Annotated in this window: 26 protein-coding genes and 2 tRNA genes; 9 read left to right on the forward strand and 19 right to left on the reverse strand. The window is 29.4% G+C overall.

Annotation, left to right across the window (positions count from 1 at the left end; all coding sequences use genetic code 11):
* Positions 1–182: 182 nt before the first annotated feature.
* The 3 genes from N5A56_RS11025 to N5A56_RS11035 all read right to left on the reverse strand — a co-directional run bounded on the left by N5A56_RS11025 (position 183) and on the right by N5A56_RS11035 (position 1345).
* Positions 183–269: transfer RNA gene (locus N5A56_RS11025), tRNA-Ser, on the reverse strand.
* Positions 268–792 carry a ribosome maturation factor RimM gene (rimM, locus tag N5A56_RS11030; protein ID WP_265725505.1) on the reverse strand — a complete coding sequence of 175 codons (525 nt, stop codon included), beginning with the start codon at positions 790–792 and terminating at the stop codon, positions 268–270. Before rimM ends, N5A56_RS11025 begins: the two co-directional genes overlap by 2 nt.
* Before the next feature lie 19 nt (positions 793–811).
* Positions 812–1345, reverse strand: a complete 534-nt coding sequence (locus N5A56_RS11035) for a 30S ribosomal protein S16 (RefSeq protein ID WP_265725506.1) — start codon at positions 1343–1345, stop codon at positions 812–814.
* 382 nt (positions 1346–1727) lie between these two features.
* Between N5A56_RS11035 and dnaE the strand changes: the two genes are divergently transcribed.
* From dnaE to N5A56_RS11050, 3 genes are read left to right on the forward strand one after another with little or no spacing between them, the layout of a single operon-like run.
* On the forward strand, positions 1728–6068 hold the full coding sequence (gene dnaE / locus N5A56_RS11040) for a DNA polymerase III subunit alpha (RefSeq protein WP_265725507.1): 4341 nt from the start codon (positions 1728–1730) through the stop codon (positions 6066–6068).
* 26 nt (positions 6069–6094) lie between these two features.
* Complete coding sequence (locus N5A56_RS11045; RefSeq protein WP_274270402.1) at positions 6095–7402, forward strand: D-arabinono-1,4-lactone oxidase; 1308 nt, start codon at positions 6095–6097, stop codon at positions 7400–7402.
* 4 nt (positions 7403–7406) lie between these two features.
* The gene (locus N5A56_RS11050; RefSeq protein WP_265725509.1) at positions 7407–8054 is read left to right on the forward strand and encodes an HAD family hydrolase; all 648 of its coding nucleotides are present in this window, start codon (positions 7407–7409) and stop codon (positions 8052–8054) included.
* A 17-nt stretch (positions 8055–8071) separates the two neighbouring features.
* Here N5A56_RS11050 and gldA read toward each other — a convergent pair whose 3' ends face one another.
* The 6 genes from gldA to N5A56_RS11075 form a co-directional block, all read right to left on the reverse strand.
* Positions 8072–8965 (reverse strand): gliding motility-associated ABC transporter ATP-binding subunit GldA, encoded by an 894-nt coding sequence (gene gldA, locus N5A56_RS11055; RefSeq protein ID WP_265725510.1) that lies wholly within the window; start codon positions 8963–8965, stop codon positions 8072–8074.
* A gap of 48 nt (positions 8966–9013) precedes the next feature.
* A complete protein-coding gene (locus N5A56_RS11060) occupies positions 9014–9784 on the reverse strand; it encodes a hypothetical protein (RefSeq protein WP_265725511.1) in 771 nt (256 codons plus the stop codon).
* Positions 9785–9880: 96 nt separating this feature from the next.
* A complete protein-coding gene (locus N5A56_RS11065) occupies positions 9881–12592 on the reverse strand; it encodes a TonB-dependent receptor (protein ID WP_274270403.1) in 2712 nt (903 codons plus the stop codon).
* Between the two features lie 28 nt (positions 12593–12620).
* On the reverse strand, positions 12621–12917 hold the full coding sequence (locus tag N5A56_RS17455; RefSeq protein WP_337994794.1) for a GLPGLI family protein: 297 nt from the start codon (positions 12915–12917) through the stop codon (positions 12621–12623).
* Positions 12918–12937: 20 nt separating this feature from the next.
* The gene (locus tag N5A56_RS17460; protein WP_337994795.1) at positions 12938–13498 is read right to left on the reverse strand and encodes a GLPGLI family protein; all 561 of its coding nucleotides are present in this window, start codon (positions 13496–13498) and stop codon (positions 12938–12940) included.
* Between the two features lie 88 nt (positions 13499–13586).
* A complete protein-coding gene (locus tag N5A56_RS11075; protein ID WP_265725513.1) occupies positions 13587–14420 on the reverse strand; it encodes a GLPGLI family protein in 834 nt (277 codons plus the stop codon).
* A 119-nt stretch (positions 14421–14539) separates the two neighbouring features.
* Between N5A56_RS11075 and N5A56_RS11080 the strand changes: the two genes are divergently transcribed.
* The 3 genes from N5A56_RS11080 to N5A56_RS11090 all read left to right on the forward strand — a co-directional run bounded on the left by N5A56_RS11080 (position 14540) and on the right by N5A56_RS11090 (position 17452).
* Positions 14540–16102, forward strand: a complete 1563-nt coding sequence (locus N5A56_RS11080; RefSeq protein WP_265725514.1) for a sensor histidine kinase — start codon at positions 14540–14542, stop codon at positions 16100–16102.
* Positions 16095–16772: a response regulator transcription factor gene (locus N5A56_RS11085; protein ID WP_265725515.1), complete on the forward strand. Its 678-nt coding sequence runs from the start codon at positions 16095–16097 to the stop codon at positions 16770–16772. The genes N5A56_RS11080 and N5A56_RS11085 overlap by 8 nt, the downstream gene beginning before the upstream one ends.
* A 65-nt stretch (positions 16773–16837) precedes the next feature.
* The gene (locus N5A56_RS11090; RefSeq protein ID WP_265725516.1) at positions 16838–17452 is read left to right on the forward strand and encodes a deoxynucleoside kinase; all 615 of its coding nucleotides are present in this window, start codon (positions 16838–16840) and stop codon (positions 17450–17452) included.
* 115 nt (positions 17453–17567) lie between these two features.
* Here N5A56_RS11090 and N5A56_RS11095 read toward each other — a convergent pair whose 3' ends face one another.
* The 4 genes from N5A56_RS11095 to N5A56_RS17470 form a co-directional block, all read right to left on the reverse strand.
* Positions 17568–18401 carry a mechanosensitive ion channel family protein gene (locus tag N5A56_RS11095; protein WP_265725517.1) on the reverse strand — a complete coding sequence of 278 codons (834 nt, stop codon included), beginning with the start codon at positions 18399–18401 and terminating at the stop codon, positions 17568–17570.
* A gap of 18 nt (positions 18402–18419) precedes the next feature.
* The gene (locus N5A56_RS11100) at positions 18420–18605 is read right to left on the reverse strand and encodes a hypothetical protein (protein ID WP_274270404.1); all 186 of its coding nucleotides are present in this window, start codon (positions 18603–18605) and stop codon (positions 18420–18422) included.
* 2 nt (positions 18606–18607) lie between these two features.
* Positions 18608–18799 (reverse strand): RNA polymerase sigma factor, encoded by a 192-nt coding sequence (locus N5A56_RS17465; protein WP_337994796.1) that lies wholly within the window; start codon positions 18797–18799, stop codon positions 18608–18610.
* Between the two features lie 62 nt (positions 18800–18861).
* Positions 18862–19176, reverse strand: a complete 315-nt coding sequence (locus N5A56_RS17470; protein WP_337994797.1) for an RNA polymerase sigma factor — start codon at positions 19174–19176, stop codon at positions 18862–18864.
* Between the two features lie 208 nt (positions 19177–19384).
* On the opposite strand from N5A56_RS17470, the gene N5A56_RS11110 reads away from it, so the two are divergent.
* The 3 genes from N5A56_RS11110 to N5A56_RS11120 all read left to right on the forward strand — a co-directional run bounded on the left by N5A56_RS11110 (position 19385) and on the right by N5A56_RS11120 (position 22601).
* A complete protein-coding gene (locus N5A56_RS11110) occupies positions 19385–20248 on the forward strand; it encodes a sigma-70 family RNA polymerase sigma factor (RefSeq protein ID WP_015482077.1) in 864 nt (287 codons plus the stop codon).
* A 349-nt stretch (positions 20249–20597) separates the two neighbouring features.
* Positions 20598–21254 (forward strand): ribulose-phosphate 3-epimerase, encoded by a 657-nt coding sequence (gene rpe / locus N5A56_RS11115; RefSeq protein WP_265725519.1) that lies wholly within the window; start codon positions 20598–20600, stop codon positions 21252–21254.
* A complete protein-coding gene (locus tag N5A56_RS11120; protein WP_265725520.1) occupies positions 21255–22601 on the forward strand; it encodes an exonuclease domain-containing protein in 1347 nt (448 codons plus the stop codon).
* Positions 22602–22733: 132 nt separating this feature from the next.
* Here N5A56_RS11120 and N5A56_RS11125 read toward each other — a convergent pair whose 3' ends face one another.
* The 6 genes from N5A56_RS11125 to nqrE all read right to left on the reverse strand — a co-directional run bounded on the left by N5A56_RS11125 (position 22734) and on the right by nqrE (position 26391).
* On the reverse strand, positions 22734–23216 hold the full coding sequence (locus N5A56_RS11125) for an outer membrane beta-barrel protein (protein WP_274270405.1): 483 nt from the start codon (positions 23214–23216) through the stop codon (positions 22734–22736).
* A 15-nt stretch (positions 23217–23231) separates the two neighbouring features.
* Positions 23232–23305 (reverse strand) — tRNA-Arg (locus N5A56_RS11130).
* An 18-nt stretch (positions 23306–23323) separates the two neighbouring features.
* The gene (locus tag N5A56_RS11135) at positions 23324–23773 is read right to left on the reverse strand and encodes a GatB/YqeY domain-containing protein (protein ID WP_265725522.1); all 450 of its coding nucleotides are present in this window, start codon (positions 23771–23773) and stop codon (positions 23324–23326) included.
* Positions 23774–23792: 19 nt separating this feature from the next.
* Positions 23793–24221, reverse strand: a complete 429-nt coding sequence (locus N5A56_RS11140) for a retropepsin-like aspartic protease (protein ID WP_265726136.1) — start codon at positions 24219–24221, stop codon at positions 23793–23795.
* A gap of 122 nt (positions 24222–24343) precedes the next feature.
* The gene (gene nqrF, locus N5A56_RS11145) at positions 24344–25654 is read right to left on the reverse strand and encodes an NADH:ubiquinone reductase (Na(+)-transporting) subunit F (protein ID WP_265725523.1); all 1311 of its coding nucleotides are present in this window, start codon (positions 25652–25654) and stop codon (positions 24344–24346) included.
* Entirely contained in the window at positions 25654–26391 is a 738-nt protein-coding gene (gene nqrE, locus N5A56_RS11150; protein ID WP_265725524.1) for an NADH:ubiquinone reductase (Na(+)-transporting) subunit E, read from the reverse strand. The genes nqrF and nqrE overlap by 1 nt, the downstream gene beginning before the upstream one ends.
* Between the last annotated feature and the right edge of the window lie 6 nt (positions 26392–26397).

Consider the following 26397-nt stretch of genomic DNA (forward strand, 5'->3'; position numbering starts at 1 on the left):
ACAACTAATTAAATATCAGTATGTTTAGTTTAATTCGGTGTCAGTTAAAAATTTAAAAAATAGACTCCTAATTAGCATCTTACACAACAATTTTTAATGATTTTAGTTGATGGATAATAAGCATAAAAAACCCTATAAACATAGTGTTTATAGGGTTTTGGTGTTATTTAGTATTTCTCTTGCAGAGAGGAAGGGATTCGAACCCTCGATACCGTTGCCAGTATACTACCTTTCCAGGGTAGCTCTTTCGACCACTCAGACACCTTTCTAAATATACAAAGCGATTAAACCTTCTGGCGCTTCAACTTGTATTATTTTATTTTCTCTATCTACTTTCTTTATAAAATCATCTACCATTGGAATGTAGATTTCTGTTCCATCTCTATCAATTTCAAAAAGCGGTTGTGCAGCTTTATCGTTTATGTAAACAATTGTACCTACGTCTCCAAAATTTACATCAACTACAGTAAAACCTATAACTTCATGATAATAAAATTTATCTCCTGTTAATTTAGGCAACATTGTATTAGGCAAATAAACACCACTTTTTAAAATAGAATCTGCTTCTTCCTCAGAATACACATCTTCAAATTGAACTCGTAATTGATTTCCTTTATGAAGAGAGCTTTTATCAATAAAAAATGGAACCAAATTAGTGCCGAATTCGACATAAACTGATTCCATTTCTGTGTACAACTCAGGTTCATCTGTATCTAATTTGATAACAACTTCCCCTTTAAAACTAAATTTTGTAACGATTTTGCCTAAATAAAAACAATCTTCTTTACGCATTTTCGTATAAATTTATAATTTATTCTGCTGCTTTTTCTGCTGCTTCATCAATAGTTTCAGTAGCTGCTTCTTCTGTAGCTTCAACCTCAGCAACTTCTTCAACAACTGGTTTAGCTGCTTCAATTCTTGCTTCGTTTACTGCTTTTTCTGCTGCAAATGCTGCTGCTTTAGCATCAGATTGAGCTTTAGATAATCCAGCTTCTTTGTCAGAAATTTTAGCCGCTTTAGCTTCTAACCAAGCTGCAAATTTTGCGTCTGCTTGTTCTTGAGTTAAAGCACCTTTTCTTACACCACCAGCTAAATGATTCTTTAACATTGCACCTTTATAAGATAAAATGTTTTTTGCAGTATCTGTTGGTTGAGCTCCATTTTGTAACCATTCTACAGCTTTATCAACATTTAAATCAATAATTGCAGGGTTAACGTTAGGATTGTAAGTACCAATTTTTTCTAGGTATCTACCATCTCTTTTTGCACGAGCATCAGCGGCAACGATCCAATAGAATGGTTTCCCTTTTTTACCGTGTCTTTGTAATCTAATCTTTACAGACATAATTTGTTAATTTTTTGAGGTTCTCGACCTCGATTATTAAAAATCTTACTATCTCGTAGTAAGTGGGCGCAAAAGTACAAAACCTTTTTAAACTAAAATGCTAATTATCAATATTTTTTACACCACTCATTCTAGTTTTTATTGCTCTTTTTTATGCTAAATTTATTTCAGTATTATATATCAGTTATAAAATCTAGAATACTTTACATAACTAAATATTAGGAATAAAATTCTAAAAAGTAATAAAGTCGTTTTAAAATCTATTCTTCTACCGCTTAAACTAACTAAAATCAATCCTAATTTCTAGCTACAAAATCCATCAAAAAAATGTAAATTTACAGTCCGTTTTAAACGAAAAAACTCATCCTTAAAAAAGCCAATTATGTACTTAATTTTTGATACAGAGACTACAGGTTTACCAAAAAATTGGAATGCTCCAATTACAGATACTGACAACTGGCCAAGATGTATACAAATTGCATGGCAACTACATGATGAGATGGGTAATGTGTTAGAGCATAACGATTTTCTAATACAACCTGAAGGTTTTAACATACCCTATGATGCAGAAAGAATTCACGGAATTTCTACCGAACTAGCAGAAGAGCAAGGTATTAATCTAAATAAAGGCTTAGAACTTTTTAATGAAGCTTTAGGCAAAACAAAATTTATTGTAGGACAAAATGTTGGGTTTGATATTAATATTATGGGATGTGAATTTCATAGACTTGGTATCGAAAATAATTTAACTACACTCCCTCTTTTAGATACTTGTACAGAGAAAACAGCTACAATGTGTCAAATTTCTGGAGGTCGTGGTGGAAAATTTAAACTACCAACATTAACAGAATTACACAATCATTTATTTGGTGTAGGTTTTGGTGAAGCACATAATGCAACTGCCGATGTTGAAGCTACAACGCGTTGTTTTTTAGAATTAATTCGTCTAAGAGAGTTTACCAAAGAGCAATTAGATGTTGATGTTGATTATTTTAAAAACTTCTCTGAAACAAATCCTAAACCTATTCAAGTAATTGGTTTAAAACACATCAATTTAAAAAAGGAGAGCGATAAAATTCGTAAACGTCTAGAACAATTAAAAGACGTTAAAGAAACTAAATCTACTTCTGAAGGTTTAGCTGAATTAAAAGATGTACAATTTGCACACTTACATAATCATACTCAGTTTTCTGTTTTACAATCTACCATGCAAATTGGAAATATTGTAAAAGCGGCAGCGAAAGACAACATGCCAGCAGTTGCAATGACAGATACCGCAAACATGATGGCTTCATTTCATTTTGTAAGCGCAGTTTTAAACCATAACAAGAAAGCAGAAACTCCAATGAAACCAATTATAGGTTGTGAGTTTAATGTATGTGAAGATCATAAAAATAAGTCTCAAAAAGACAATGGATATCAAGTTGTTTTGTTGGCAAAAAACAAGAATGGCTATCATAATTTAGCTAAGATGTCGTCTATAGCTTTTGTAGATGGTTTCTATTATGTACCAAGAATAGACAGAGAAATCATTAAACAATACAAAGAAGATGTAATTGTTTTAACTGGTAATTTATATGGCGAAGTACCTAGTAAAATTCTAAACCTTGGAGAAAAGCAAGCAGAAGAAGCATTGCTCTGGTGGAAAGAAGAGTTTAAAGATGATTTTTATATTGAATTGATGCGTCATAATCAACAGGATGAAACAATTGTAAATGAAACCTTATTAAAATTTTCTAAAAACCATAACATTAAAATTGTTGCTACCAACAATACATTCTATTTAGAGAAAAAAGATGCAAATGCACATGATATTTTATTGTGTGTAAAAGATGGTGAAAAACAAGCTACACCAAAAGGAAAAGGACGTGGTTACAGATATGGTTTACCTAACGATGAGTATTATTTCAAATCTTCTGATGAAATGAAAGTACTCTTTGCAGATTTACCCGAAGCAATTATCAACATTCAAGAAATTGTAGATAAAATTGAAATTTTTACACTAGCTCGAGATGTTTTATTACCTGCTTTTGACATTCCTGAAGAATTTAAAGATAAAAAAGACGAAGAAGATGCAGGCAAAAGAGGTGAAAATAATTTCTTAAAACACTTAACCTTTGAAGGAGCTAAAATTCGTTATGGAGAAATTACAGAATCTATAAAAGAGCGCTTAGATTTTGAATTAGAAGTAATTGAGAAAACGGGATATCCTGGATATTTCTTAATTGTTGAAGATTTTATTCGGGAAGCTAGGAAAATGGATGTTTCTGTTGGTCCGGGTCGTGGTTCTGCAGCTGGTTCTGTTGTTGCATATTGCTTATGGATTACTAATATAGATCCTATAAAATACGATTTACTTTTTGAGCGTTTCTTAAATCCAGAACGTGTATCGATGCCCGATATTGATATTGATTTTGATGATGAAGGTCGTGGTCGTGTTATGGATTATGTAATTGATAAATATGGTGCAAACCAAGTAGCACAAATTATTACATACGGAACAATGGCTGCAAAATCTTCTATTAGAGATACTGCCAGAGTTTTAGATTTACCTCTTTTTGAAGCCGATAGAATTGCAAAATTAATTCCTGGAATTAAATTAAAAAATATTTTTGGTGAAGACGCAAAAAGTAAAGGTAAAGTTGATGGTTTGCGCGCCGAAGAAAAACAATTAGTAGAAGAATTAAAAAACATGTCTTTTGGAACTGATTTAGTTTCAGAAACTATAAACAAAGCAACAATTTTAGAAGGTTCTGTTAGAAACACAGGAATTCATGCCTGCGGAGTAATTATTACACCAGGTGATATTACAAACTACGTTCCTGTAGCTCTAGCAAAAGATTCCGACATGTATGTTACTCAATTTGACAACTCGGTAGTAGAAAATGCTGGTTTGTTAAAAATGGATTTTTTAGGTTTAAAAACACTGACTTTAATTAAAGACACAGTTAAAATTGTTAAAGCTAAACATAATGTAGATTTAGATCCAGAGAATTTCCCTTTGGATGATATAAAAACATATGAGCTTTTTCAAAGAGGTGAAACTGTAGGTGTTTTTCAATACGAATCTCCAGGAATGCAAAAACACATGCGTTCTTTAAAACCAACTGTTTTTGCAGATTTAATTGCTATGAATGCATTGTATCGTCCAGGTCCAATGGAATACATTCCGTCTTTTATTAACAGAAAACACGGAACTGAAGATATTGAGTATGATTTACCTGCTATGGAAGAATATTTGGCAGAAACTTATGGAATTACGGTATATCAAGAGCAGGTAATGTTACTCTCTCAAAAACTTGCCGATTTCACCAAAGGTGAAGCCGATGTTTTACGTAAAGCCATGGGTAAAAAACAGATTGCAGTGCTAGATAAAATGAAGCCAAAATTTATTGAGCAAGCTGCAAAAAATGGGCATGATCCAGAAAAATTAGAAAAAATTTGGAAAGATTGGGAGGCTTTTGCAAGTTATGCCTTTAATAAATCTCACTCTACATGCTATGCATGGATAGCTTATCAAACAGCTTATTTAAAAGCACATTATCCTGCAGAATACATGGCTTCTGTTCTTTCTAATAATATGAATGATATTAAATCTGTATCATTTTTTATGGAAGAATGCAAGCGTATGGAATTACAAGTTTTTGGGCCTGACTTAAATGAATCTTATTTAAAATTTTCTGTAAATGATGAAGGAGCAGTTCGTTTTGGAATGGCTGCTGTAAAAGGTGTTGGCGCAGGAGCTGTAAGAGCAATTATTAAAGAAAGAAAAGAAAACGGGAATTATACATCTATTTTTGACTTGGCTAAACGCGTAGATTTAAGAGCGGCAAATAAAAAATCTTTTGATAGTTTAATTAAAGCTGGAGCTTTCGATTCTTTTACAGATACACACAGAGCACAATATTTTGCTACTGATGAAAAAGGTTTAACGTTCTTAGAACGTGCTATGAAATTTGGTAGTAAATTTCAAGAAAATGAAAATTCAGCACAAGTTTCTATGTTTGGCGAAGCTTCTACAGTGCAATTTCCAGAGCCAGATATTCCAGAATGTGAAACCTGGGGAACCATGGAGCTTTTATCACAAGAAAAAGAGGTTATCGGAATTTATATTTCTGCACATCCGCTTGATGATTTTAAGAACGAAATGAAATTCTGCAACGCTTCTTTAAAATACTTTAAAGCTGATCTAGCAAAATTTGTAAACATGAATTTAGCTTTTGCAGCAATTATAACAGATGTACAACATAGAGTTTCTAAAGCAGGAAAAGGTTGGGCAATGTTTACTATGGAAGATTATGGTGATAGTAATGAATTTAGGATTTTTGGAGAAGACTATTTAAGAATGAAACACTTTTTAGTCCCTAATTCTTTCTTATTTGTTCGTGCTACAATTCAACCAGGCTGGACAAATAAAGAAACGGGAATTGCTGGAGAACCAAGATTAAAGTTTACAGAAATGAAACTTTTGCACGACATTATGGATGAATTGTGCAAGAAAGTTACCATTCAAATACCATTAGAAGAAATTACAGCAAAAACAATTTTAAATTTAGAATCTATCTTAAAAAATAATCCAGGAAAGCAATCTTTAAACTTTACAATTTGGGATAAAAAAGAGAAATTAGAGGTGAGTTTACCGAGTAGAAATACAAAGGTTCATATTTCGAATGAGTTGTTGAGCTCTTTAGAGAGCCAGCAAATTAAATACAAATTAAATTAATTTTAACGTTGATTTATAAAAGGTAAATGAATAAAAACAAAAATGGTGTTTGGACAAGTTGGAATGACAATATTAGTTCCAATTACGAATCACTTTATAAAATTACATCAGAACAAGAATTACAAGAAATTGTAAAAAAATCTGAAAAAATTCGTGTTTTTGGAAACAAGCAATCTTCTGCAGATATTGCTTCTGGTGTGGCTACTTTGGTTGATATGAGAACTTACAATCAAGTTATTCATTTTAACGAATCTGCGAAAACCATTACAGTTCAATCTGGTATTATTTTAGGCGATTTATTAGAAATTATAGAGAGCAAAGACTGGTGCATTCCTTGTTTACCAGATATTAATACCATAACTATTGGTGGGGCTTTGGCAACAGGAACACATGGCACAAGTGGAAAATTATTATCAGAATATGTTATTAATTTTAGAATGGTTTTAGCTGATGGTGCTATAAAAACCATAACAGAAAAAGACAATTTGATAAATGCTGTAAGAGTTTCTTTAGGGGCTTTAGGGGTTTTGTCAGAAATCACTTTTCAATGCGAACCTCTTTATACTTTGCATATAAAAGAAGGCCCAGAAGATGATACTCTTTGGTTACCCAAAATTAAAGAAAGACTTCAGAATCACGATTTTTTAAGAATTCTATGGTTGCCTCACACAGATAAAGGGTATGTAATTATTGGTGATAAAATTGACTCAAATACAGCAATAAAAGAAGATTTAGGTCCATCTTATTTAAAACACAGAAGAACTGCCTCAAAAATATTATACAAATATTCGCACGTTTTCCCATGGATAACTGCAATTGCTAACAAACTTTTATACAAAGGTTTTTTTAGTACTATCAAAGAACACAAAGGTTCTTTATACCAATCCACTGTAACAAAATCTAGAGGTTCTACTTTAGAATTGGCAGAATGGACAATAGGTTTAGATTTATTTCCACAAGTTTTTGAAGAATTAAAAACAGAAATTAATAAATGGTCTAACAAATCATTTATTCATATTCCTATGGATATTCGTTTTGTATATAAAGACAAATCTTGGTTAAGTTATGCTTATCAAAAAGATATAGTTACAATGGGTTGTGTCTCAAGAAATGCAGCAACAGCAGATACTTACGAGGCTTTTAAAAGTATCGAAAAAATATTTTTAAAACACGGAGGAAAACCTCATTGGGCAAAACGTTTTAAGGCTAAAGACAAACAGCTTTCTTTAGTTTACGCCAAATGGGAAGACTTTAAACTTTTAAGAACTAAATTTGATCCAACAAATAAGTTTATGAACCCATATTTGGAAAAATTATTCAATATAAAAAGATAAAAAAATGTTGCCTAAAGGATTTTTATTTGATTTTGATGGAGTTGTTGTAGATAGTAAAGAAAGTCATTATTCGGCTTGGGCTTCTGCTTTTAGAGAGTTATTTAATACTGAAATAGCACCATTTCCTAAAGCTCATGCAGGAAAATCGCCAATGATAATTGCAGAATACTTCTGCAGTGTTATTGGTGAAGAAAAACGTGCTGAAGAACTATTTTTTTTAAAAGATTCTCATCTAGATAAGTATTTTAAAATACCCAAATTACTACCTGGAGTTAGAGAGTTTACAACCCTTTTATCCGAAGAAAAAATACCTTATGGAATTGCCAGTAATGCAACAAAACAGTTTTTAGAAAACAGTGTTCATCATTTAAACTTAAATTTTAAAACAGTTTTTGGTGTACAAGATTATATAAAACCAAAACCGGCTCCTGAAGCTTATATTTTATTAGCAGAAACTTTAGGTTTTACCACAGACGATTTTAAAGATATTTGGGTTTTTGAAGATAGTTTAACAGGTACAAAAGCTGCAAAATTAGCAGGAATGATTCCTATTGGTATTTTAACTGAGCATAATGAAAAAGAACTAAAGGGAGCAGGAAGTGTTTTAGTTTTTCCAACATTATTGGAAGCTTACGAGCATTTAACAAAGTAATTTAAAGCTACTTTAAATCAAGAAGTTAACTCCCTAAACAGCGTTTCTAAATTTTTATTTTGAGTATTTAAACCAAGAATTTTAAGTCCGTTTTCTTGTGCAAAATCAAAAATTTTGGGGCGCATATCTTCTTTAGATTCAAAGGTAATATGCCAAGTATAATCGTAATTGTTTTTATAAGAAACTATATTTGGTAATCTTTTTATAAACTGTTCTTCTATCTTATAATCGAAAGTAACTTCTATTACTTGTTCATTATCTACCTTAAGGTCAGATAGTTGTTTATCAACCAAAACCTCTCCTTTTTTAATGATGATTACTCGATCGCAAACTGCTTCTACTTCTTGCATAATATGTGTAGAAAAAAGAACTGTTTTATCTTTTCCTAACTCCTTAATTAATGCTCTAATTTCAACTAACTGATTAGGATCTAAACCAGTAGTTGGTTCATCTAAAATTAACACTTTCGGATTGTGTAAAATTGCAGCTGCTAATCCTACTCTTTGCTGATATCCTTTAGATAATTGATGTATTTTTTTATGGGCTTCTTCTGTTAAACCTACTTTTTTAATACAAAGTTCTATTTCGCTTTTATCAACATTAAAAATAGTTGCCCGAAATTGCAAATATTCACGCACGTACATATCTGTATATAAAGGATTGTGCTCTGGTAAATAGCCAATATTTTTCTGTGCTTCTATCTGGTTTTGTAAAACGTCTATTTCATCAACTAAAACAATACCTTCATTTGGTTTAATAAAACCTGTTAAGATTTTCATCATCGTAGATTTCCCTGCTCCATTTGGACCTAAAAAACCTATTATCTGGCCTCTATCCGCAGAAAAAGAAACATCATTTAATACTTTCTGGTTTTTATAAATTTTTGAAACTGATGTTACTTGTATCGACATTTTTACAACGATAGTTTTATTTTATTAAACAACTAAATTATCTCTTTTTTAGTTTATAATATTTGAAGTTTTCAATTTAATTTTTCGAATATTTTTCATCCTATACCAAGTTAATTTATGTCTTTGTTTATATACCCATAGACAACCTAAATCTAATAGAAAATAAAAGAGACTTATTCCACTTGGTGGATTATGACTTGGTAAAAAAGAAAATGTATTAAAAGCTAATTCTGGCCATTTCCAGCACAAAAAACTTGTGCCAACAATTTCTAAATAAGCTACAGAAACATACATTGTTAGATAAAAAAGACGTTCTCGTGGTTTATTTCTTAAAATAAACAGTGTTGCTATTGTCATTACAAAACCAAATACATCTCCTCTAAAAACTAAAAAAACGGAAGCATATATAAAAATAAAAACACTTAAAAAGCTTTCAATTATTTTTCTCTTTTTAAGTATAGCACTAGCTTTAGAAAAATATAAAACACCCGCATAAACTAAAGCATGCCCAAATGGGATATAATGAGGTACGTTTTCTAATCTATACGTATACATGCCTAAAACTACAGAAAATAAATATTCGCCAAAAAAACCAATTAAAACACCAGCAATTAAATGCTCTTTAGTTCTTTTATTCACTTTCCAATATACTATTGGAAACACAAATAACATACTTAAATTTGCATATAGTTGTGCATTATCTATTATATTATAAATGTAAAAACCATCTAAAAATAAACCGTAAGCGATAAATAACCAAAGTAAACCTAAACTTTTAAAAGCTGCATAAAAAGATGATTTTGATGCCAATAAACTCATGTTGTAAAAGTAGGAAAGTAATTTTGTAATTTCTATTTTGATTTAAAAAAAATGACTCAAATTTCTTTGAGTCATTTAATTATTTTTTAATTGTTTTTACAATTGATAAATAATTCTAAAAGTTAAGAATCTCGGCTGTATATAATAATCTACCGTATTTACAGAAAAACTACCTGCATTAGCACTACTTTGAGATCTTGTATCTAATAAGTTTGTTGCCTTTACTTGATATTCCCACTTACTATCATTATTGGCTCTGTAAATTAAAGAAGCATCCCAAAAATCGAAACTATTTAAGGTAGATGTTTCATCTGATAGCGCAGAATAACTATACTTGGTTCTAAAAGTTAACTTCTCCCAAATATAAGCATCAAACTCTATTGATGGAGCATTGGTTGTTCTCTTAGTGCTTCTATCTCCTTGGTCATTATCTTGTAATGTATATCCATAATTTAGAGTTACATTTGGAGCTTTTCTAAAATTTGTACCAAAACTAGCTACATATCTTTGTGTAAAACTTTCATTATTAGAAACTCTATCATTTATCTCTTGAGCATATTTACTGTAAGACAAACTTGTGTTAAGAGATGCTCTGTATTTTCTAAATGTTTTTTGAAAACGACCGCTAAAACTTAAACTTTCATTTGCAAATTCAGAATTTTCTGGACTTCTAACACTTACTACACTTCCTGGGTCAAATTGTGCATTTGAAGTAACTTGATCTATTCTTTTGTTATAATTTAATGATGCAAAAATATTTGTATAATTAAACATATTAAAACTAAAATATCTTAAACTAGCATTATGTGATAAAGCATTTTCTAAAATAGGATTTCCTGAAAAAATTGAGTTATAATTATTTAAAACTAGACCTCTTGCAAATTGATTAACATCTGTAAACTGAGTTTGCATTCTATAATTTAAAGAAATATTTTCGCTTTGTTTTAAGCTAATTCTCATATTAAAGTCTGGTAAAATTCTCACAAAATTATCTTTATAATTTGTTGAAAACTGATTATTTTCAACGTTATATAAATGCGCAGTAAAACCTGGTGTAATTGTAAATTTACCTGTTTTAAATTGATAATGAATACCAAAATAAACATCTGTAAAAGTATAGTCTATATTATTGGTATCTAAACCATTATTAATAGTAGATGTTCCATCAAACTCAGTACCATTATCTAGTCTTTGAAAAATATCTGAATCAAATTTTTGATTGCTATAAATAGTCCCAAAGGTTAGATTAATATTACTTTTAGTATTTAAAACATTCCAATAATCTAACTTTGCATCTATTTGATTTGTTTTAACCCTTTTTTCTTGGTTAATATCATATCCTGCTTGCATGTCATCTAATCCTAAAGCATCACCTGTATTTGAATATGAAGCTTTATCTTCTAGAATAGCGTTGTATAAAGGGTCTTCATCTTGAATTAAAGATTGTGCAGATAACGCAAAAATATTTCTCTCATTAGCTGTATAATAATAATTAAAATTTTGATTTATACTAAATGGAGTTGCTTTTTCTATTTGATCTAAATTACCTAAGTTAGAAGAATAGAAATCTTGATTTTGAGATTCTTTAGACATTCTTCCATAAATATCATAATCCAATTGATTATTAGTATTTGGCTTGTAATTTAAACTAAATTTTAATAAACCAGAATTGGTATCTTGTAAAGTATTACTTTCTGTAGATTCGTCTGGAATACCTAAACTAGGATCTGTATAAAGAATAGAAGTGTTCTGTACAGTTTGCACTTTACTATTGCTAAAAATTGCAAAACCACTTACATCTAAAGTAGACTTTGGTGAATAGCTAAAATTAGCTGCGGCTAATTTAGATTCTATAGAATTTGCTCTATTATTTTGTAAAGTTAATAATCCTATATTATTGCTTCCTAAGCTTATACTGGTTCCGCTATTATTACTAGGCGCTCTAAAACCGCCCCCAAAGTTTCTTGCGTCTTTACCACTAAAAGCTACTTCACCAATGTTATTTAAATCTCCAATAAAGTTTATACTATACTTTGGGTTGTAGTAAAATAATTTAGGTTGTACTACATATAAAGAGTTGTCTTCTGCTGTTCCTCCTCCTGCTGTAACGTCTCCAAACCAAAAGTTCTTTTTCCCTTCTTTTAATTTAATATTAATAGCAATATTGTCTTCATTATTTTGCACACCTCTTAACTGACTTACCTCACCAAAGTTTTTTAAAACCTCTACTTTATCAACAGCATTTGCAGGTATGTTTTTTGTTGCTAGTTTAGTATCTCCATCAAAGAAATCTTTACCATCTACCATTACTTTACCAACTTTCTTACCTTCAATTTCTATTTCGCCTTCATCATTTACCTCCATACCAGGTATTTTCTTTAAAACATCTTCTAATTTTCTTTCGGAACCGTTTTTAAATGAATCGGCATTATATACAATTGTATCACCCTTTATAGTTACAGGCATTTTAGACACTATATTTATACCCTCTAAAGAATCATCATAGTCTAAAATAATATTTTTTTCTATATCTGCAGACTTAGTTTCTACTGTAAAATCTACAGATTTCATACCCACATAACTAATCTTAATATTAAAAGTTCCGTTACGGTCTAAATCTAATTTATATTTTCCTTTAGCATCTGTAAAACCATAAGAAGCCATTTTTTTGGTAACCTTATTTATAGCAAGAACATTTGCCATTTCTAATGGATCTCCAATACTGTCTTTTACAATACCAGTAAGTTTAACTTGGGCATTAGTAAACAATGTAACCATGAAAATGGCTAGTAGTAGTAATTTTTTCATTTGTGTAATTTGATTTTTTTAATGTAGATTAAAAACGACCTTTTCCTCCTCCATTTCTTCCTCTTCTTTGAAACATCTCTCTCATTTCCTCCATCTTCTTTGTAACTGTTTCTGTATACTTTTTTCTAGTAATTTTCTTTCCTTTATCTGGAGCTTCAATTGCTTCTTTTTCTGAAGGATTCATTACTATTTCTGTACATAAAATTGTAGTTCTCCCAGAATTAATTTCTAAAATTAAACCAGGTAAACCCCAGAATTCTCCAGGCCCATTACTAACAGGTATTTGAGGTGTGTACCAAGCTGTAATTAATGTTTGTTTTGGCATTTCTATATCGTCAGAAATTTTTACAGTGTTAGTAGAATCTTTTTTAGAAGTATCCTCCTTTTTTTATCATCTTTTTTTCTACGTCTCATTTTAGACCAATCTAAAGGATTTACATCTTGAAGCAAGGTAGCTTTAAAACATGTATAATTACCAATTTGTTTTGTTTCTGAACCTAATTCCCATTTTGGTTGTTCCATTTCGTCTGAAATTAAGAACTTTTTACCAAAAAACTCAGTAGATTCTAATGCAACTTTATCTTTTGTATTTTTATATTTAATACCATTACCTCCCATCATACCTCCAAAACGAGATCTTCCACCTGCTGTAGGCGCTGCTAATTTTGCATCTTCTTTATAAAGAGACGAACTTTTATCGAAAGTTAGAATAAACGTTTTTTCTAACATAGACTTCATTCTTTCTGCAATTTGTTTTTTTCTTGCTTCAGACATTTGTCCGTTTCTAGACCATCTACTCATATCCATTGTAGTTTTAGACATGTAGGTTGCTTTTCCTTGAAAATCTTTTTGAGCAAACGTAGTTATAGTAACAAAAGCAAAAAAGAAAGTAAATAATGATTTCATAATATCTTGTTTAATTTTATGTGCATGGTCTTATTAACCACCTCTTAGACTAAAAAAACACAAAGGTTTAAAACTAGTTTAAAAAAAATTAACCTCCAATTTTAATTTCAATACTATTACCTTTTCCTCTTCTGTTTCTAAACCGCTCCATCATTTCTTTTGATTTTTCTTTCGTAATTTTTTCAAATTTCTTATTATTTACTACTTTTCCTTTTTTTGGTTCTTCAATTTTAACTTCATCTTTAGGATTTAAAATAATCTCAGTACATACTATTGTTGTTTTACCATCATTAATTTCTAAAATTAAACCTGGTAATCCATAATAATCTCCAGGTCCGTTACTAACTGGTACTTGTAGGGTATACCAAGCTGTAGTGGTAATTGTCTTTTTATTAGCTTCTTCTTTAGGTTTCCCATCTTCTAATGTTAATTTCATTTCTTCTACTTCTCTAGAAAAAGTTGCCTTATAGCATGTATAATTTCCTATGTTTTTAGTTTCAGATGATAATTGCCAATCAAATTCTTGCAAATTATCTTTAACCAAAAAAGCCTTACCCATTATTTCTGTTTTATTAGAAAAACGTTTTTCTTTTAAATTTTTATAGTAAATATCTGAACCTCCAGAACCAAAAGACATTACTTTAATTCCACCTCCTAATTGTTGAGAAGGAGCACTTAAAGCTACATCTTCTTTATAAATAGATGAGAATTTATCGAATTGTAAAATAAAAGTTTTTTGATTCATTTTCTTAAGTCGAGCCTCTAAATCTTTTTTCATTTTATCAGAAATATTAGCATTGTTTTTACCGCCAATTTTAAAACTAGATTTTCTACTAGTTTTATAAATAGCTTTACCAGAAAATTCTTGTGCTTGAAAAGAAAGCATAAAAAATAAGACAATAGTTGTTGTTATTAATTTCATATAGATACATTTTATTTGAACATTACAAAGATGCATATCATTTATATGCATTTGCGTTAACAAGTGTTAACGAGTGTTAACCTAAGCTTTTTATCGTTATTACTAACTATCTTTGAAATATGAATACCAAAAAACATCAATGGATTTTTTACTTAATCACAGCAACAATTATTACTACAATTGGTGTTCAGCTTTATTGGAACTACAAAAATTATGAAGAAAATAAAATTAGAATTGCTAATGAAATTCAGTTAAGCTTAGACAATGCTGTAGAAGAATATTATGCAACTCTTGCAAAAAAAGAAATAACAACTATTATTAATTACAATAGCGAAAAATCTGATACAAATTTTTTTCGAAGCATAAAATTTGATTCTATTTTTAAACAATCTAATAAATTACAAAAACTAAAATCGTTAACTAAAAAAGACTCTTTATCTAAACCTCAGTTTGAAATTACAAGTATTTCTATTTCTACAGATGGTAAAAATAACGAAGAAAAAACAGATTCAATATTTAACAATATTGCTAAAGAAATTACACTTAGGCAGAAAAACATAAATAAAGAATTAAAACATAAAAATCTTACAGAGATTAAATATTTTTCTGGAGATAAAATTGCAGATAGTTTAAAGCTAATTAAAAATTTAAAGCCAATTTTTTTATCTGTCACCTCTAATTACATAAATTATAATCAATTAGATTCATTAATAAAAAATCAATTAAAAAGTAAAAAATTAGAAATAGATTTTAAATTTAATCACTTAAAAAAAGATACTATTTTTCACTCTTCAAATGATACATTAATCTCAAAAAAGTTAATGTATCATGTTTCATCTAAATCTACCTATTTAAAAAAAGATGAAGAATTTAAACTACATTATAACAACCCAAGTTTAGAAGCATTAAAAAGGAGCACATTAGGTATTATTCTATCTTTACTTTTATCTCTTTTAATAATTTCATGCTTGTTTTATTTGCTAAAAATTATCAATCAACAAAAAGAATTGGCCACCATAAAAAACGATTTAATTAGCAATATTACTCACGAATTTAAAACACCAATTGCAACAGTTTCTACAGCTATTGAAGCATTAGAAAACTTTAATGTTTTAGATGATAAAGAAAGGACACAAAAATATTTAAAAATGTCTTCTATTCAACTAAAAAAATTGCATCAAATGGTTGAAAAACTACTAGAAACAGCCACTTTAGATAGCGAGCAACTTTTATTAAAAAAAGAAACTATAAATATTGTAGATTTAGTTGATAAATTGGTTAATAAACACAAACTACTTACCAAAACTAAAGAGTTAAATTTCTCTACAAATACACAACCAATTTATTTAAATATTGATGTTTTTCATTTTGAAAATGTAATTTCTAATTTAATTGATAACGCTATAAAATACGGTGGAAATACGATTGAAATTAATATAAATTCCATATTAAAATCAACAGAAATAACAGTTGCTGATGATGGAAATGGTATTGAAAAAAATCAACAAGAAAAGATTTTTGATAAATTTTATAGAGTTCCTAAAGGAAATACACACGATGTAAAAGGGTTTGGAATTGGTTTATATTACAGTAAAAAAATCATAGAAAAACATCAGGGAAACATTTTAATTCTATCAGATAAAAATAGAACTATATTTAAAATTACAATGCCTAATGAATAAAGTAAAAGTACTTTTAGCAGAAGATGAAGCAAGTTTAGGTATGATTGTAAAAGAGAGTTTAGAATCTAGAAATTTTATGGTTTCTCATGCATTAAATGGAGAAGAAGCATTAGATATTTATCAAACAGAAAAACCAAATATTTTGGTTTTAGATGTTATGATGCCTAAAAAAGATGGGTTTACTTTAGCTAAAGAAATTCGCTCAGAAAATAAAAATATTCCTATTATTTTTCTCACAGCAAAATCGCAAACTTCAGATGTTTTAGAAGGTTTTAATCATGGTGGAAATGATTATTTAAAAAAACCTTTTTCTATGGAAGAATTAATTGTGAGAATAAAATCGCTCTTAAACAGGATTGAACTTAAAACCAATGTTGATACTATAAAAATAGGAAGCTACATTTTTAATTATACAAAACAAACTTTAGAATACTTTAAAACCACAGAAACACTAACCCATAGAGAAGCTCAATTACTTTTTTATCTTTTTGAAAATAAAAACGAAGTATTAGACAGAACCTTTATTTTAAATAAATTATGGGGAAATGACGATTTTTTTAACGCAAGAAGTATGGACGTTTTTATAAGTAAACTTAGAAAAAAATTAAAAAAAGATCCAAATATTCAAATTTTAAATGTTCGAGGTTTTGGATATAAATTAATTTGTTAGCCTTTTACTAACTATAATTTTTACTACCTTTATGGTTACTTTTTAATTTTTAGAATTTTTAAAATATGCACGTTGCAATTGCAGGAAATATTGGTGCTGGTAAAACCACACTTACAAAACTTTTAGCCAAACATTACAAATGGAAACCTCACTTTGAATCTGTAGATGAAAATCCTTATTTAGATGATTTTTATGCAGAAATGGAACGTTGGTCTTTTAACTTACAAGTTTACTTTTTAAACAGTCGTTTTCGTCAAATATTAGAATTAAGAGAATCTGGAAAAAACATCATTCAAGATAGAACTATTTATGAAGATGCTCATATTTTCGCTCCTAATTTACATGCTATGGGTTTAATGACAAACAGAGATTACAGTAATTATAGTTCTCTTTTTGAATTAATGGAAAACCTAGTATCTCCTCCAGATTTATTAATTTACTTACGAGCAGATATATCTACTTTAGTAGGACAAATTCATAAAAGAGGTAGAGACTATGAAAACTCTATTAGTATTGATTATTTAAGCAGATTAAATGAACGTTATGAAGCTTGGATATCTACTTATAAAAAAGGAAAACTATTAGTTATAGATGTAGACAATTTAGACTTTGTATCAAACCAAGAAGATTTAGGCTATATCATTGACCGAATTGATTCGCAAATTAATGGTTTATTTTAAAGCATAAACAAAATACTATAAAAAGTAAAGAGACCGTTAAAAACGGTCTCTTTTTTTGTGATAAATCACTCATGATAGATAGTCCCCCAACTTTCTATCAGATCTTTATTGAGAATTAACTCAACACTTCTATTTTATTATCTACAATTTCCTTAATAGGAATTATAATTTTTTTATTTTCTGATACTAATACTACAGAAATATCATCTATAGATTCTATAACACCTTCAAAGCTATCTGTTTTAATCTTATTACCTACTTGTAGGTTTTTTCTAGAATAATAACCAAATAGTAACCTTTTAATTACATCTCTTGAACCTAATCCAAAAGCAATTGTAAACGCTGCTAATATTGATGCGAATATAATAGATAAATTGTTAGTAATCAAATCTGTATTTACACCTGCTTGGTTAAGCGCTGTAACGCTTACTATGATTGCGATTAGATAGAATATTATATTACCTACAAGGTTGCCTCCAGTCAATTCTAAAGACGAAAACATGGTCGAAATCGCTTTCTTTGCCATATTTGCAACATAAATTCCAACGGCAAAAATAACTAATGCACTTATTAATTTAGGTAAATATGCTATTAAATTACTCAATTGCTCAGATACCATTCTTAAGCCTAATAATTCTGAAGCTACAATAATAAAAATGAAAATTAAGATCCATTTTATAGAAGTAATTATAATTTTTGTTGGTTGTATTTTAATTGAAGTATTTCCAAAAATTTCATCAACATTTAATTTTTCTGGTAAACTGTCTATATTTGTAAGTCCTAGTGCTTTTTTTATGATGTAAAGTACTAGTTTGATAAAAAGCCATCCAACTATTAAAAAAGCTAATCCTTTTAATAATTGAGGTAAAAAAGCAACAATGCTATTCCAAAGACTTTGTAAAAAACTAAAATCGAAATCTGTTTTTAAAGGTAATAGTAGCGCGTTCATTTTATATAGTAGATTTGGTTATTTTTTTCTTTGACGTTTTACTATCTCCAGAAAAAAAGTCCCAATAGTATTTGGGTATTTTACTAGAAATAAATCTGCAACATCAATTGTAAGTTTTATCATATTTACATCATTAAGCACCTTCTTTTTTAAAACTTCTGGTACTTCATAATGATGTAATATTTTTTTAAAGGGATTGTTCATAATTATAATTCTTCGTAAGCAATTACAACTTTTTGTTTTGCTCTTTTAATACGCATCTTTACTGCGCTTTCGCCAATATCTAATACTTCAGAAATCTCTTTAATACTCATATCATCTTGATACTTCATTAAAAGAATCATTTTTTCTTTAATATCTATTAAAGACAATGCCTTAACCAATTTTTCAGACTTCAATTCAAATAATTGTGCGTCTTCAATGTCTTGAGAGTCATCGTCTTCTTTAATTTGATCTGTAACTACTGTAACTTTCTCCTTTTTTTATGTGTATTTCTTTGCACATAATTTACACAAAAATTATACGTAAAAGAATACAACCAAGTAGAAAACTTAGAGTTACCTTTAAATGTTTTTAATTTTACAAACAAACGAATAAAAACATCATGTGTTAAATCTTCTGCTTCTTCTTTATTCTTAGAAAAACCATAACACTTATTATAAACAACTTTAGAGAATCTATCATATAAAATAGCAAACAATTGCGAGTTGTTTGTTTCTACTATTTTAAAGACCAATTCTTCGTCTGTTAAGCTATTTACACTACTAATTTTCAATATCTGTTAGTTTTATGACACAAAAGAAAGTAATAAGTCACAACTATTTTTAAAAAAAGTTAGAGTGTAATATTAAATCGATCGAACGTATTCAATGTTCTTTTAAGAAAATTTAAAAAAATAAAAATTTTGTAACATTTTTACAAAGCCTTACGTATAAATAGGTGTAACATGAATATGAATCCTTAAAAAAGTCATAGAAAATTAGATGAGACAACTTAAAATTACCAAGCAGGTTACTAATAGAGAAACCGCTTCCTTAGATAAATATTTACAAGAAATTGGAAAAGTAGACTTAATTACTGCTGATGAAGAAGTTGAATTAGCACAGTTAATTAAAGCTGGTGACCAACGTGCATTAGAGAAATTAACAAAAGCTAATTTACGTTTTGTTGTATCTGTTGCAAAACAATATCAAAATCAAGGATTAACTTTACCAGATTTAATTAATGAAGGTAACTTAGGTTTAATTAAAGCAGCTAAACGTTTTGATGAAACTCGTGGTTTTAAATTTATATCTTATGCTGTTTGGTGGATTCGTCAATCTATCTTACAAGCATTAGCAGAACAATCTCGTATTGTGCGTTTACCGTTAAATAAAATTGGTTCTATCAATAAAATTAACAAAATGTATGCTTTCTTAGAGCAAGAAAACGAAAGACCTCCGAGTCCAGAAGAAATTGCTAAGAAATTAGACATGACAGTTAATGACGTAAAAGAATCTATGAAAAATTCTGGGCGTCACGTATCTATGGATGCTCCATTAATTGAAGGTGAAGATTCTAACTTATATGATGTTTTAAATTCTGGCGAATCTCCAAATCCTGATCGTGTTTTATTACATGAATCTTTAAGAATTGAGATTAATAGAGCTTTAGAAACTTTAACTCCTAGAGAAGCAGATGTTGTAAAATTATACTTCGGTTTAGGCGAGCACCAACCAATGACTTTAGAAGAAATTGGAGAAACTTTCGATTTAACTCGTGAGCGTGTACGTCAAATTAAAGAAAAAGCAATTAGAAGATTAAAACATACTTCTAGATCTAAAATATTAATGACATACTTAGGCTAGCAATCGCAGATTACATTAAGTAGCACTCATACTTCTAAAAAGTGTAAAACATATTTTAAAAAACTCTCAAATATATTTTTGGGAGTTTTTTTTGAAGCAATTTCCTGCTTTCCGCTATATCTTTTTATGCTGTCATTGCGAAGTTTACTTTTTTGTAAACTGTGGCAATCTCATAATTAAAAAGAAGATTGCTTCGTTCCTAACAATGGTGCTTATTAATTTTTAGCATAAAAAGGATGCCGCTTCAATCAGGGCTAAGCATATTTATTAATTTTATTACTTCCCTTACATTCTTCCTATACTAATTAATTATCTTTGCAACATAAAATAACAACACAACAATAAACTAATGAGTAATTTAATTGCACCATCAATTTTAGCAGCAGATTTTGCTAATTTACAAAGAGACATCGAAATGGTAAACAATAGTGAAGCAGATTGGTTTCACATTGATATTATGGATGGCGTTTTTGTACCTAACATTTCTTTTGGAATGCCAGTTCTAAAGGCAATTGCAAAACATGCTACAAAAACAATTGATGTACATTTAATGATCGTAAATCCAGATCAGTACATACAAACTTTTGCAGATTTAGGTGCAAATGTTTTAACGGTACATTATGAAGCTTGCACACATTTACATAGAACAATACAAGCCATAAAAGCTACAGGTATGAAAGCAGGAGTTGCTTTAAATCCGCACACACCAATAGCCGTTTTAGAGGATGTTATTGCAGATTTAGACATGGTTTGTATTATGAGTGTTAACCCAGGTTTTGGCGGACAGTCATTTATAGAAAACACCTATAAGAAAGTAGCCCAACTAAAACATTTAATAGAATTTACAGAATCTTCTTGTCAAATAGAAATTGATGGCGGAGTTACAAACTTAAACGCTAACAAATTAATTGAAGCTGGAGCAAATATTTTAGTTGCTGGTAGTTATGTTTTTGGAGCAGAAAATCCTACAGAAACTATTTCAGATTTAAAAAACATTATTGCATAATTGCTTTACACAGTAGTAGACATAGAAACAACAGGAAATGGGTATAAAGGTTCTAAAATAACCGAAATATCCATTTTTGTTTTTAATGGAACAACTATAATTGATGAATTTACATCACTAGTAAATCCTGAGCAAAATATACCTCCATTTATTACTAATCTTACCGGTATTACCAATGCGATGGTTAGAAACGCACCTAAATTTTTCGAAATTGCTAAAAAGGTGTCAGAAATAACTAAAGGCACTATTTTTGTAGCGCATAATGTAAACTTCGATTATAACATAATTCAGGAAGAATTTAAAAGTTTAGGATTCGATTTTAAACGAAAAAAATTGTGTACTGTTCGATTGTCAAGAAAAATAATTCCGGGGTTAAGTTCATACAGTTTAGGTAATATTTGCACACATGAAAACATTTCTATTAATGGAAGGCATAGAGCAAAAGGAGATGCAGAAGCAACAACAGAATTGTTTAGAAGATTAATAGAAAGAGATCATAATTTTACAATCAATTCTTTTTTAAATCCAAAATCTAGACAAGCAACTTTACCACCACTCTTAGATAAAAAAGTTGTAGATAATTTGCCCGAAACTTTTGGAGTTTACTATTTTAAAAACTTAGCAAAAGAAGTAATTTATGTTGGTAAAGCTAATAATATAAAACAACGCGTTATTAGTCATTTTTATGACAAAAAGAAGAAAGAGCAAACCATGTGTATGGAAACTGCTGATATTTCTTTTGTAAAAACCGGCAGCGAATTATTAGCATTATTATACGAATCTGCAGAAATAAAACATATTTATCCTAAATTTAATAGAGCACAAAAAAGAGCTTCTGAAGCCATTGGTTTATTTTCTTATGAAGATCAAAAAGGAATAATACATTTGGCTTACAATCGCTTAAAAATAGCTCCAAACCCTATAAATAAATATTATTCTGTAACAGAATGTAGAAAACATTTAGAACTTTTATGCAAGGAATTTGAATTATGCCCAAAATATTGCCATCTACAAACAAACGTCTCTAGCTGTTTTCATTTTCAACTAAAAGAATGCAAAGGTATATGTTGTAATAAAGAAAGTGTAGAAGATTACAATATACGAGTAAGAAAAGCTATAAAATCCGTTGGAATTAGCGCAGAAAATTTAGTTATTAAAGAAACTGGTAGATCAGAAAATGAAATTGGTTTTGCATTAATTTTAGATGGAATTTACCAAGGATTTGGATACATAGACACTCATCAATCTCAACAATTAAAAAACCCAGAAGATTATCAGTTTTTTGTTCAGCCAAAAAAAGATAATAGAGATGTTCAAAGAATCATTTCGGCATATTTAAAAAAGTAATAGGTCTATGTTAAAACTTATAATTTAATCCTAATTGTAATACCCTATTAAAATTGTTGTGTTTGTATTCACCATCATTAAATTCTCTATTTAAAACATCAGACAAACCAAAAAGGTACTTTAATTCAATATTTATTTTTTTGCAATCTTATATTCAACCATACTTAGTACGCCTAAATCTAAATCATATTCAGCAAGATTATTTCCATATAAACTCCCTTTAACTTCAAGAATGTAACCTGCATACCCTCCAATACCAAAATATAAATTATTAAAAACTTCGTGCTTTAAAGTTATTGGTAAATTTAATTGATTCAATTCTATAACATCTGTTTCATAAGTACCTTCAAAAGTATATCCTTGTTGAGAATATACTAATTCGAAGCTTAAAATTAAATCTAATTTATTAAGAGTAATAGGTAATTGAACATTACCACCCAAGTAAAAAGAAATTCTATTATCGTAATAATCTCTATTAGAAATTTCACCATTATGATTTACAGTAATATCAGAATTCGATATATTTAAGCCTCCTAAAATTCCATAGGATATGTTTTGACTAAAACATGTAGTTGCAAAACAACATATAATAAAATAAGAAAATAATACTTTCACTAATTTTGTTATTTGTGACTCTAGCAGGATTCGAACCTGCAACCGTCAGAGCCGAAATCTGATATTCTATCCAGTTGAACTATAGAGCCTTGTTAAATAGTAAATGATTACATTAAACTTTTTTTAACCAAATTAGAAATCGTTTTTCCATCTGCTCTTCCAGAAAGTTCTTTAGACACAATTTCCATTACTTTCCCCATATCTTTCATACCTTTAGCTCCTACTTTTTCTATTGTAGCTATCACAACAGCCGCAATTTCATCTTCAGATAAGGCTTCAGGTAAAAATTGTTCTAAAACAGCAATTTCTGCTAATTCTGGCTCTGCTAAATCTTGTCTGCCTTGTTTTATAAAAATGGCAGCACTATCTTTTCTTTGTTTTACTTGTTTTTGAATTATTTTTAACTCTTGTTCTTCTGTTAGGTCAGCTTGAACACCTGTTTCAGTTTTTGCTAATAAAAAAGCAGATTTAACTGCTCTTAAAGCTTGTAAAGCAACTGTATTTTTTGCTTTCATAGCTTCCTTCATCTTGTCCATTACTTGTTTTTGCAAACTCATTCTTCTTATTTTTAATTAATTATTTCTTTGTATTTTTTAAATATAAAAGATTTTTATTATAATCTATAAATGCTTTTCCTTTAAGTAAAATATCTGCACCAATAATACCATGTACTTCTTTAGCATTGTGTTGGATTAAAGCCGTATTTACATGTGATAAATTAAAAAGTACTAAATGGCATTTTTTTGTTTTCCAATCTCCAATTTTAAGCTCATTATTTTCTGATTGCTGGGTTTCCATATCTGTTGCTCCTGCTCCAGCAGCTTTGGTTTCACTTTCTTTAGCATCTAAATTAAAATAAGTTATCATATCCAATCCAACACACGAATTAGAAGCACCAGTATCTAGAATAAAACGCCCAGAAATACCATTAATTTTTGCTTTTAATTCTAAGTGATTGGTAGCAATTTTCTTTAATTTTATTTTGATGTACTTTTTTTCTTTAATATTTTTTGGATGCTTTTCATTCTAAAACCTTAATTGAAATCAAAAATACAATATAAAAGATTTACAAAAAAACCGATTCAAAATTGAATCGGTTTTTTAAGTAATATAATTTTATTTGAAGTCTATCCTCCAAAATCGTCAAAACGAATATTTTCGTCTGCAAGACCAAAATCTTCACCCATTTTTTGAACTGCATTGTTCATTAACGGTGGTCCACAGAAATATAATTCTAAATCTTCTGGAGAATCATGATGATTTAAATAGTTTTCAATTACACAATTGTGTATAAAACCTACAAATCCATCTCCAGCTTCATCATTAATATCTGCTTTCTTTGTCCAGTTATCCGCTTCTGTTGGATCTGATAAAGCAATGTAGAATTTAAAGTTTGGAAAATCTTTTTCCAATGCTCTAAAATGTTCGATATAGAATAATTCTGCTTTAGAACGTCCACCATACCAATAAGTAACTTTTCTACCAGTCTTTAAAGTTCTGAATAAATGATATAAGTGAGATCTCATTGGTGCCATACCTGCTCCACCACCTACATACAACATTTCTGCATCAGATTCATTAATAAAGAATTCTCCATAAGGACCAGAAATCACACATTTATCACCTTTCTTTAAGTTAAAAATATAAGATGATGCAACACCAGGATTTACATCCATCCAGCCACCTTTTGCTCTATCAAAAGGAGGAGTTGCAATACGTACATTTAACATAATTTCTCTTCCTTCTGCAGGATAAGAAGCCATAGAATATGCTCTTTCTACAGTTTCGGTATTTTTCATAACTAATGGTCTTAAGTTAAACTTATCCCATTCAGCTTCAAATTTATCAGGAGTATCATGTTCTTCTGGGTGTGCTGTAATATCCATATCAGCATAGTTTACTTCACAAGCAGGAATTTCAATTTGAATATATCCGCCTGCTTTATACCCCATATCTTCTGGAATTTCCACAACAAACTCTTTAATAAAAGTTGCTACATTATAATTTCTTACAACAACAGCATCCCATTTCTTAATTCCAAAAATTTCTTCTGGAATAGAGATATCCATGTCTTGTTTTACTTTTACTTGACAAGATAAACGCACACCGTGTGCTAATTCTTTACGTGTAAAGTGAGGTGTTTCTGTTGGTAAAGCTTCACCACCACCTTCGTTAACATGACATTCACATTGTATACATGTTCCACCACCACCACAAGCTGATGGTAAAAATATTTTCTCGTTTCCTAAAGTAGTTAATAAAGAACCACCAGAAGCAACTTCTATTGTTCTTTCTCCATTAATAGTAATTTTTACAGGACCAGATGGAGATAGTTTCTGTTTTACAAATAATAACAATGCAACTAATAACAAAGTTATTACTAAGAATGCAGCTACTGTAGCTACAATTGTTCCTAATGTACTTGCTGCTAATATCATTATTCTATAATTTCTTTAGTGTTATTTGCTAATTCTTTTTTCTTCATTTCTTTAGCTTTTACCTCTTCTTTAACTTCAATAACAGCTTCATTTTTAGGAGCCTCTTTAGTTTCTTCATCTCCACCTGTTAACATTCCTCCAAAGCTCATAAAACCAATAGCCATTAAACCAGTTACAATAAATGTAATACCTAATCCTCTTAATGGCGCTGGAATGTTAGAGTATCTAATTTTTTCACGAATAGCAGCAATAGCTAAAATTGCTAAAAACCAACCAATTCCTGAACCAATACCATATGTTGTAGCTAAACCTAAAGTTGCTATTTCACGAGATTGCATAAATAAAGACCCTCCTAAAATTGCACAGTTTACTGCAATTAATGGTAAGAAGATACCTAATGAATTGTATAAAGATGGTGAAAACTTCTCAACAATAATCTCTACTAATTGTACCATAGTTGCAATGGTTGCAATGAATAAAATAAATGATAAGAAACTTAAATCATAATCTGCATACTCAGCACCTAACCAAGATAATGCTCCTGGTTGTAATATGTATTGATCTAACAACCAGTTTAAAGGTACTGTTACAGCTAATACGAAAATTACTGCTGCTCCTAAACCTACTGCTGTAGTTACTTTTTTTGATACTGCAAGGTAAGAACACATTCCTAAGAAGGTTGCAAATACCATGTTATCTATAAAAATTGACTTGAAAAATAATTCTAAATGTTCCATATCTTT

Source organism: Polaribacter ponticola, assembly GCF_026191475.2.
Lineage (GTDB): Bacteria > Bacteroidota > Bacteroidia > Flavobacteriales > Flavobacteriaceae > Polaribacter > Polaribacter ponticola.

Bases quoted from the DNA above. Each gene is read 5' to 3' on its own strand.
- N5A56_RS11050 (WP_265725509.1), top strand. From the start codon at position 7,407: ATGTTGCCTAAAGGATTTTTATTTGATTTTGATGGAGTTGTTGTAGAT.
- N5A56_RS11060 (WP_265725511.1), bottom strand. From the start codon at position 9,784: ATGAGTTTATTGGCATCAAAATCATCTTTTTATGCAGCTTTTAAAAGT.
- N5A56_RS11035 (WP_265725506.1), bottom strand. From the start codon at position 1,345: ATGTCTGTAAAGATTAGATTACAAAGACACGGTAAAAAAGGGAAACCA.
- N5A56_RS11135 (WP_265725522.1), bottom strand. From the start codon at position 23,773: ATGAGTTTGCAAAAACAAGTAATGGACAAGATGAAGGAAGCTATGAAA.
- N5A56_RS11110 (WP_015482077.1), top strand. From the start codon at position 19,385: ATGAGACAACTTAAAATTACCAAGCAGGTTACTAATAGAGAAACCGCT.
- dnaE (WP_265725507.1), top strand. From the start codon at position 1,728: ATGTACTTAATTTTTGATACAGAGACTACAGGTTTACCAAAAAATTGG.
- N5A56_RS17455 (WP_337994794.1), bottom strand. From the start codon at position 12,917: ATGCCAAAACAAACATTAATTACAGCTTGGTACACACCTCAAATACCT.
- N5A56_RS11100 (WP_274270404.1), bottom strand. From the start codon at position 18,605: ATGAACAATCCCTTTAAAAAAATATTACATCATTATGAAGTACCAGAA.
- N5A56_RS11045 (WP_274270402.1), top strand. From the start codon at position 6,095: ATGAATAAAAACAAAAATGGTGTTTGGACAAGTTGGAATGACAATATT.
- rpe (WP_265725519.1), top strand. From the start codon at position 20,598: ATGAGTAATTTAATTGCACCATCAATTTTAGCAGCAGATTTTGCTAAT.
- nqrF (WP_265725523.1), bottom strand. From the start codon at position 25,654: ATGATATTAGCAGCAAGTACATTAGGAACAATTGTAGCTACAGTAGCT.
- N5A56_RS11085 (WP_265725515.1), top strand. From the start codon at position 16,095: ATGAATAAAGTAAAAGTACTTTTAGCAGAAGATGAAGCAAGTTTAGGT.
- N5A56_RS11090 (WP_265725516.1), top strand. From the start codon at position 16,838: ATGCACGTTGCAATTGCAGGAAATATTGGTGCTGGTAAAACCACACTT.
- N5A56_RS17460 (WP_337994795.1), bottom strand. From the start codon at position 13,498: ATGAAATCATTATTTACTTTCTTTTTTGCTTTTGTTACTATAACTACG.
- rimM (WP_265725505.1), bottom strand. From the start codon at position 792: ATGCGTAAAGAAGATTGTTTTTATTTAGGCAAAATCGTTACAAAATTT.
- N5A56_RS11075 (WP_265725513.1), bottom strand. From the start codon at position 14,420: ATGAAATTAATAACAACAACTATTGTCTTATTTTTTATGCTTTCTTTT.
- gldA (WP_265725510.1), bottom strand. From the start codon at position 8,965: ATGTCGATACAAGTAACATCAGTTTCAAAAATTTATAAAAACCAGAAA.
- N5A56_RS11080 (WP_265725514.1), top strand. From the start codon at position 14,540: ATGAATACCAAAAAACATCAATGGATTTTTTACTTAATCACAGCAACA.
- N5A56_RS11065 (WP_274270403.1), bottom strand. From the start codon at position 12,592: ATGAAAAAATTACTACTACTAGCCATTTTCATGGTTACATTGTTTACT.
- nqrE (WP_265725524.1), bottom strand. From the start codon at position 26,391: ATGGAACATTTAGAATTATTTTTCAAGTCAATTTTTATAGATAACATG.
- N5A56_RS11095 (WP_265725517.1), bottom strand. From the start codon at position 18,401: ATGAACGCGCTACTATTACCTTTAAAAACAGATTTCGATTTTAGTTTT.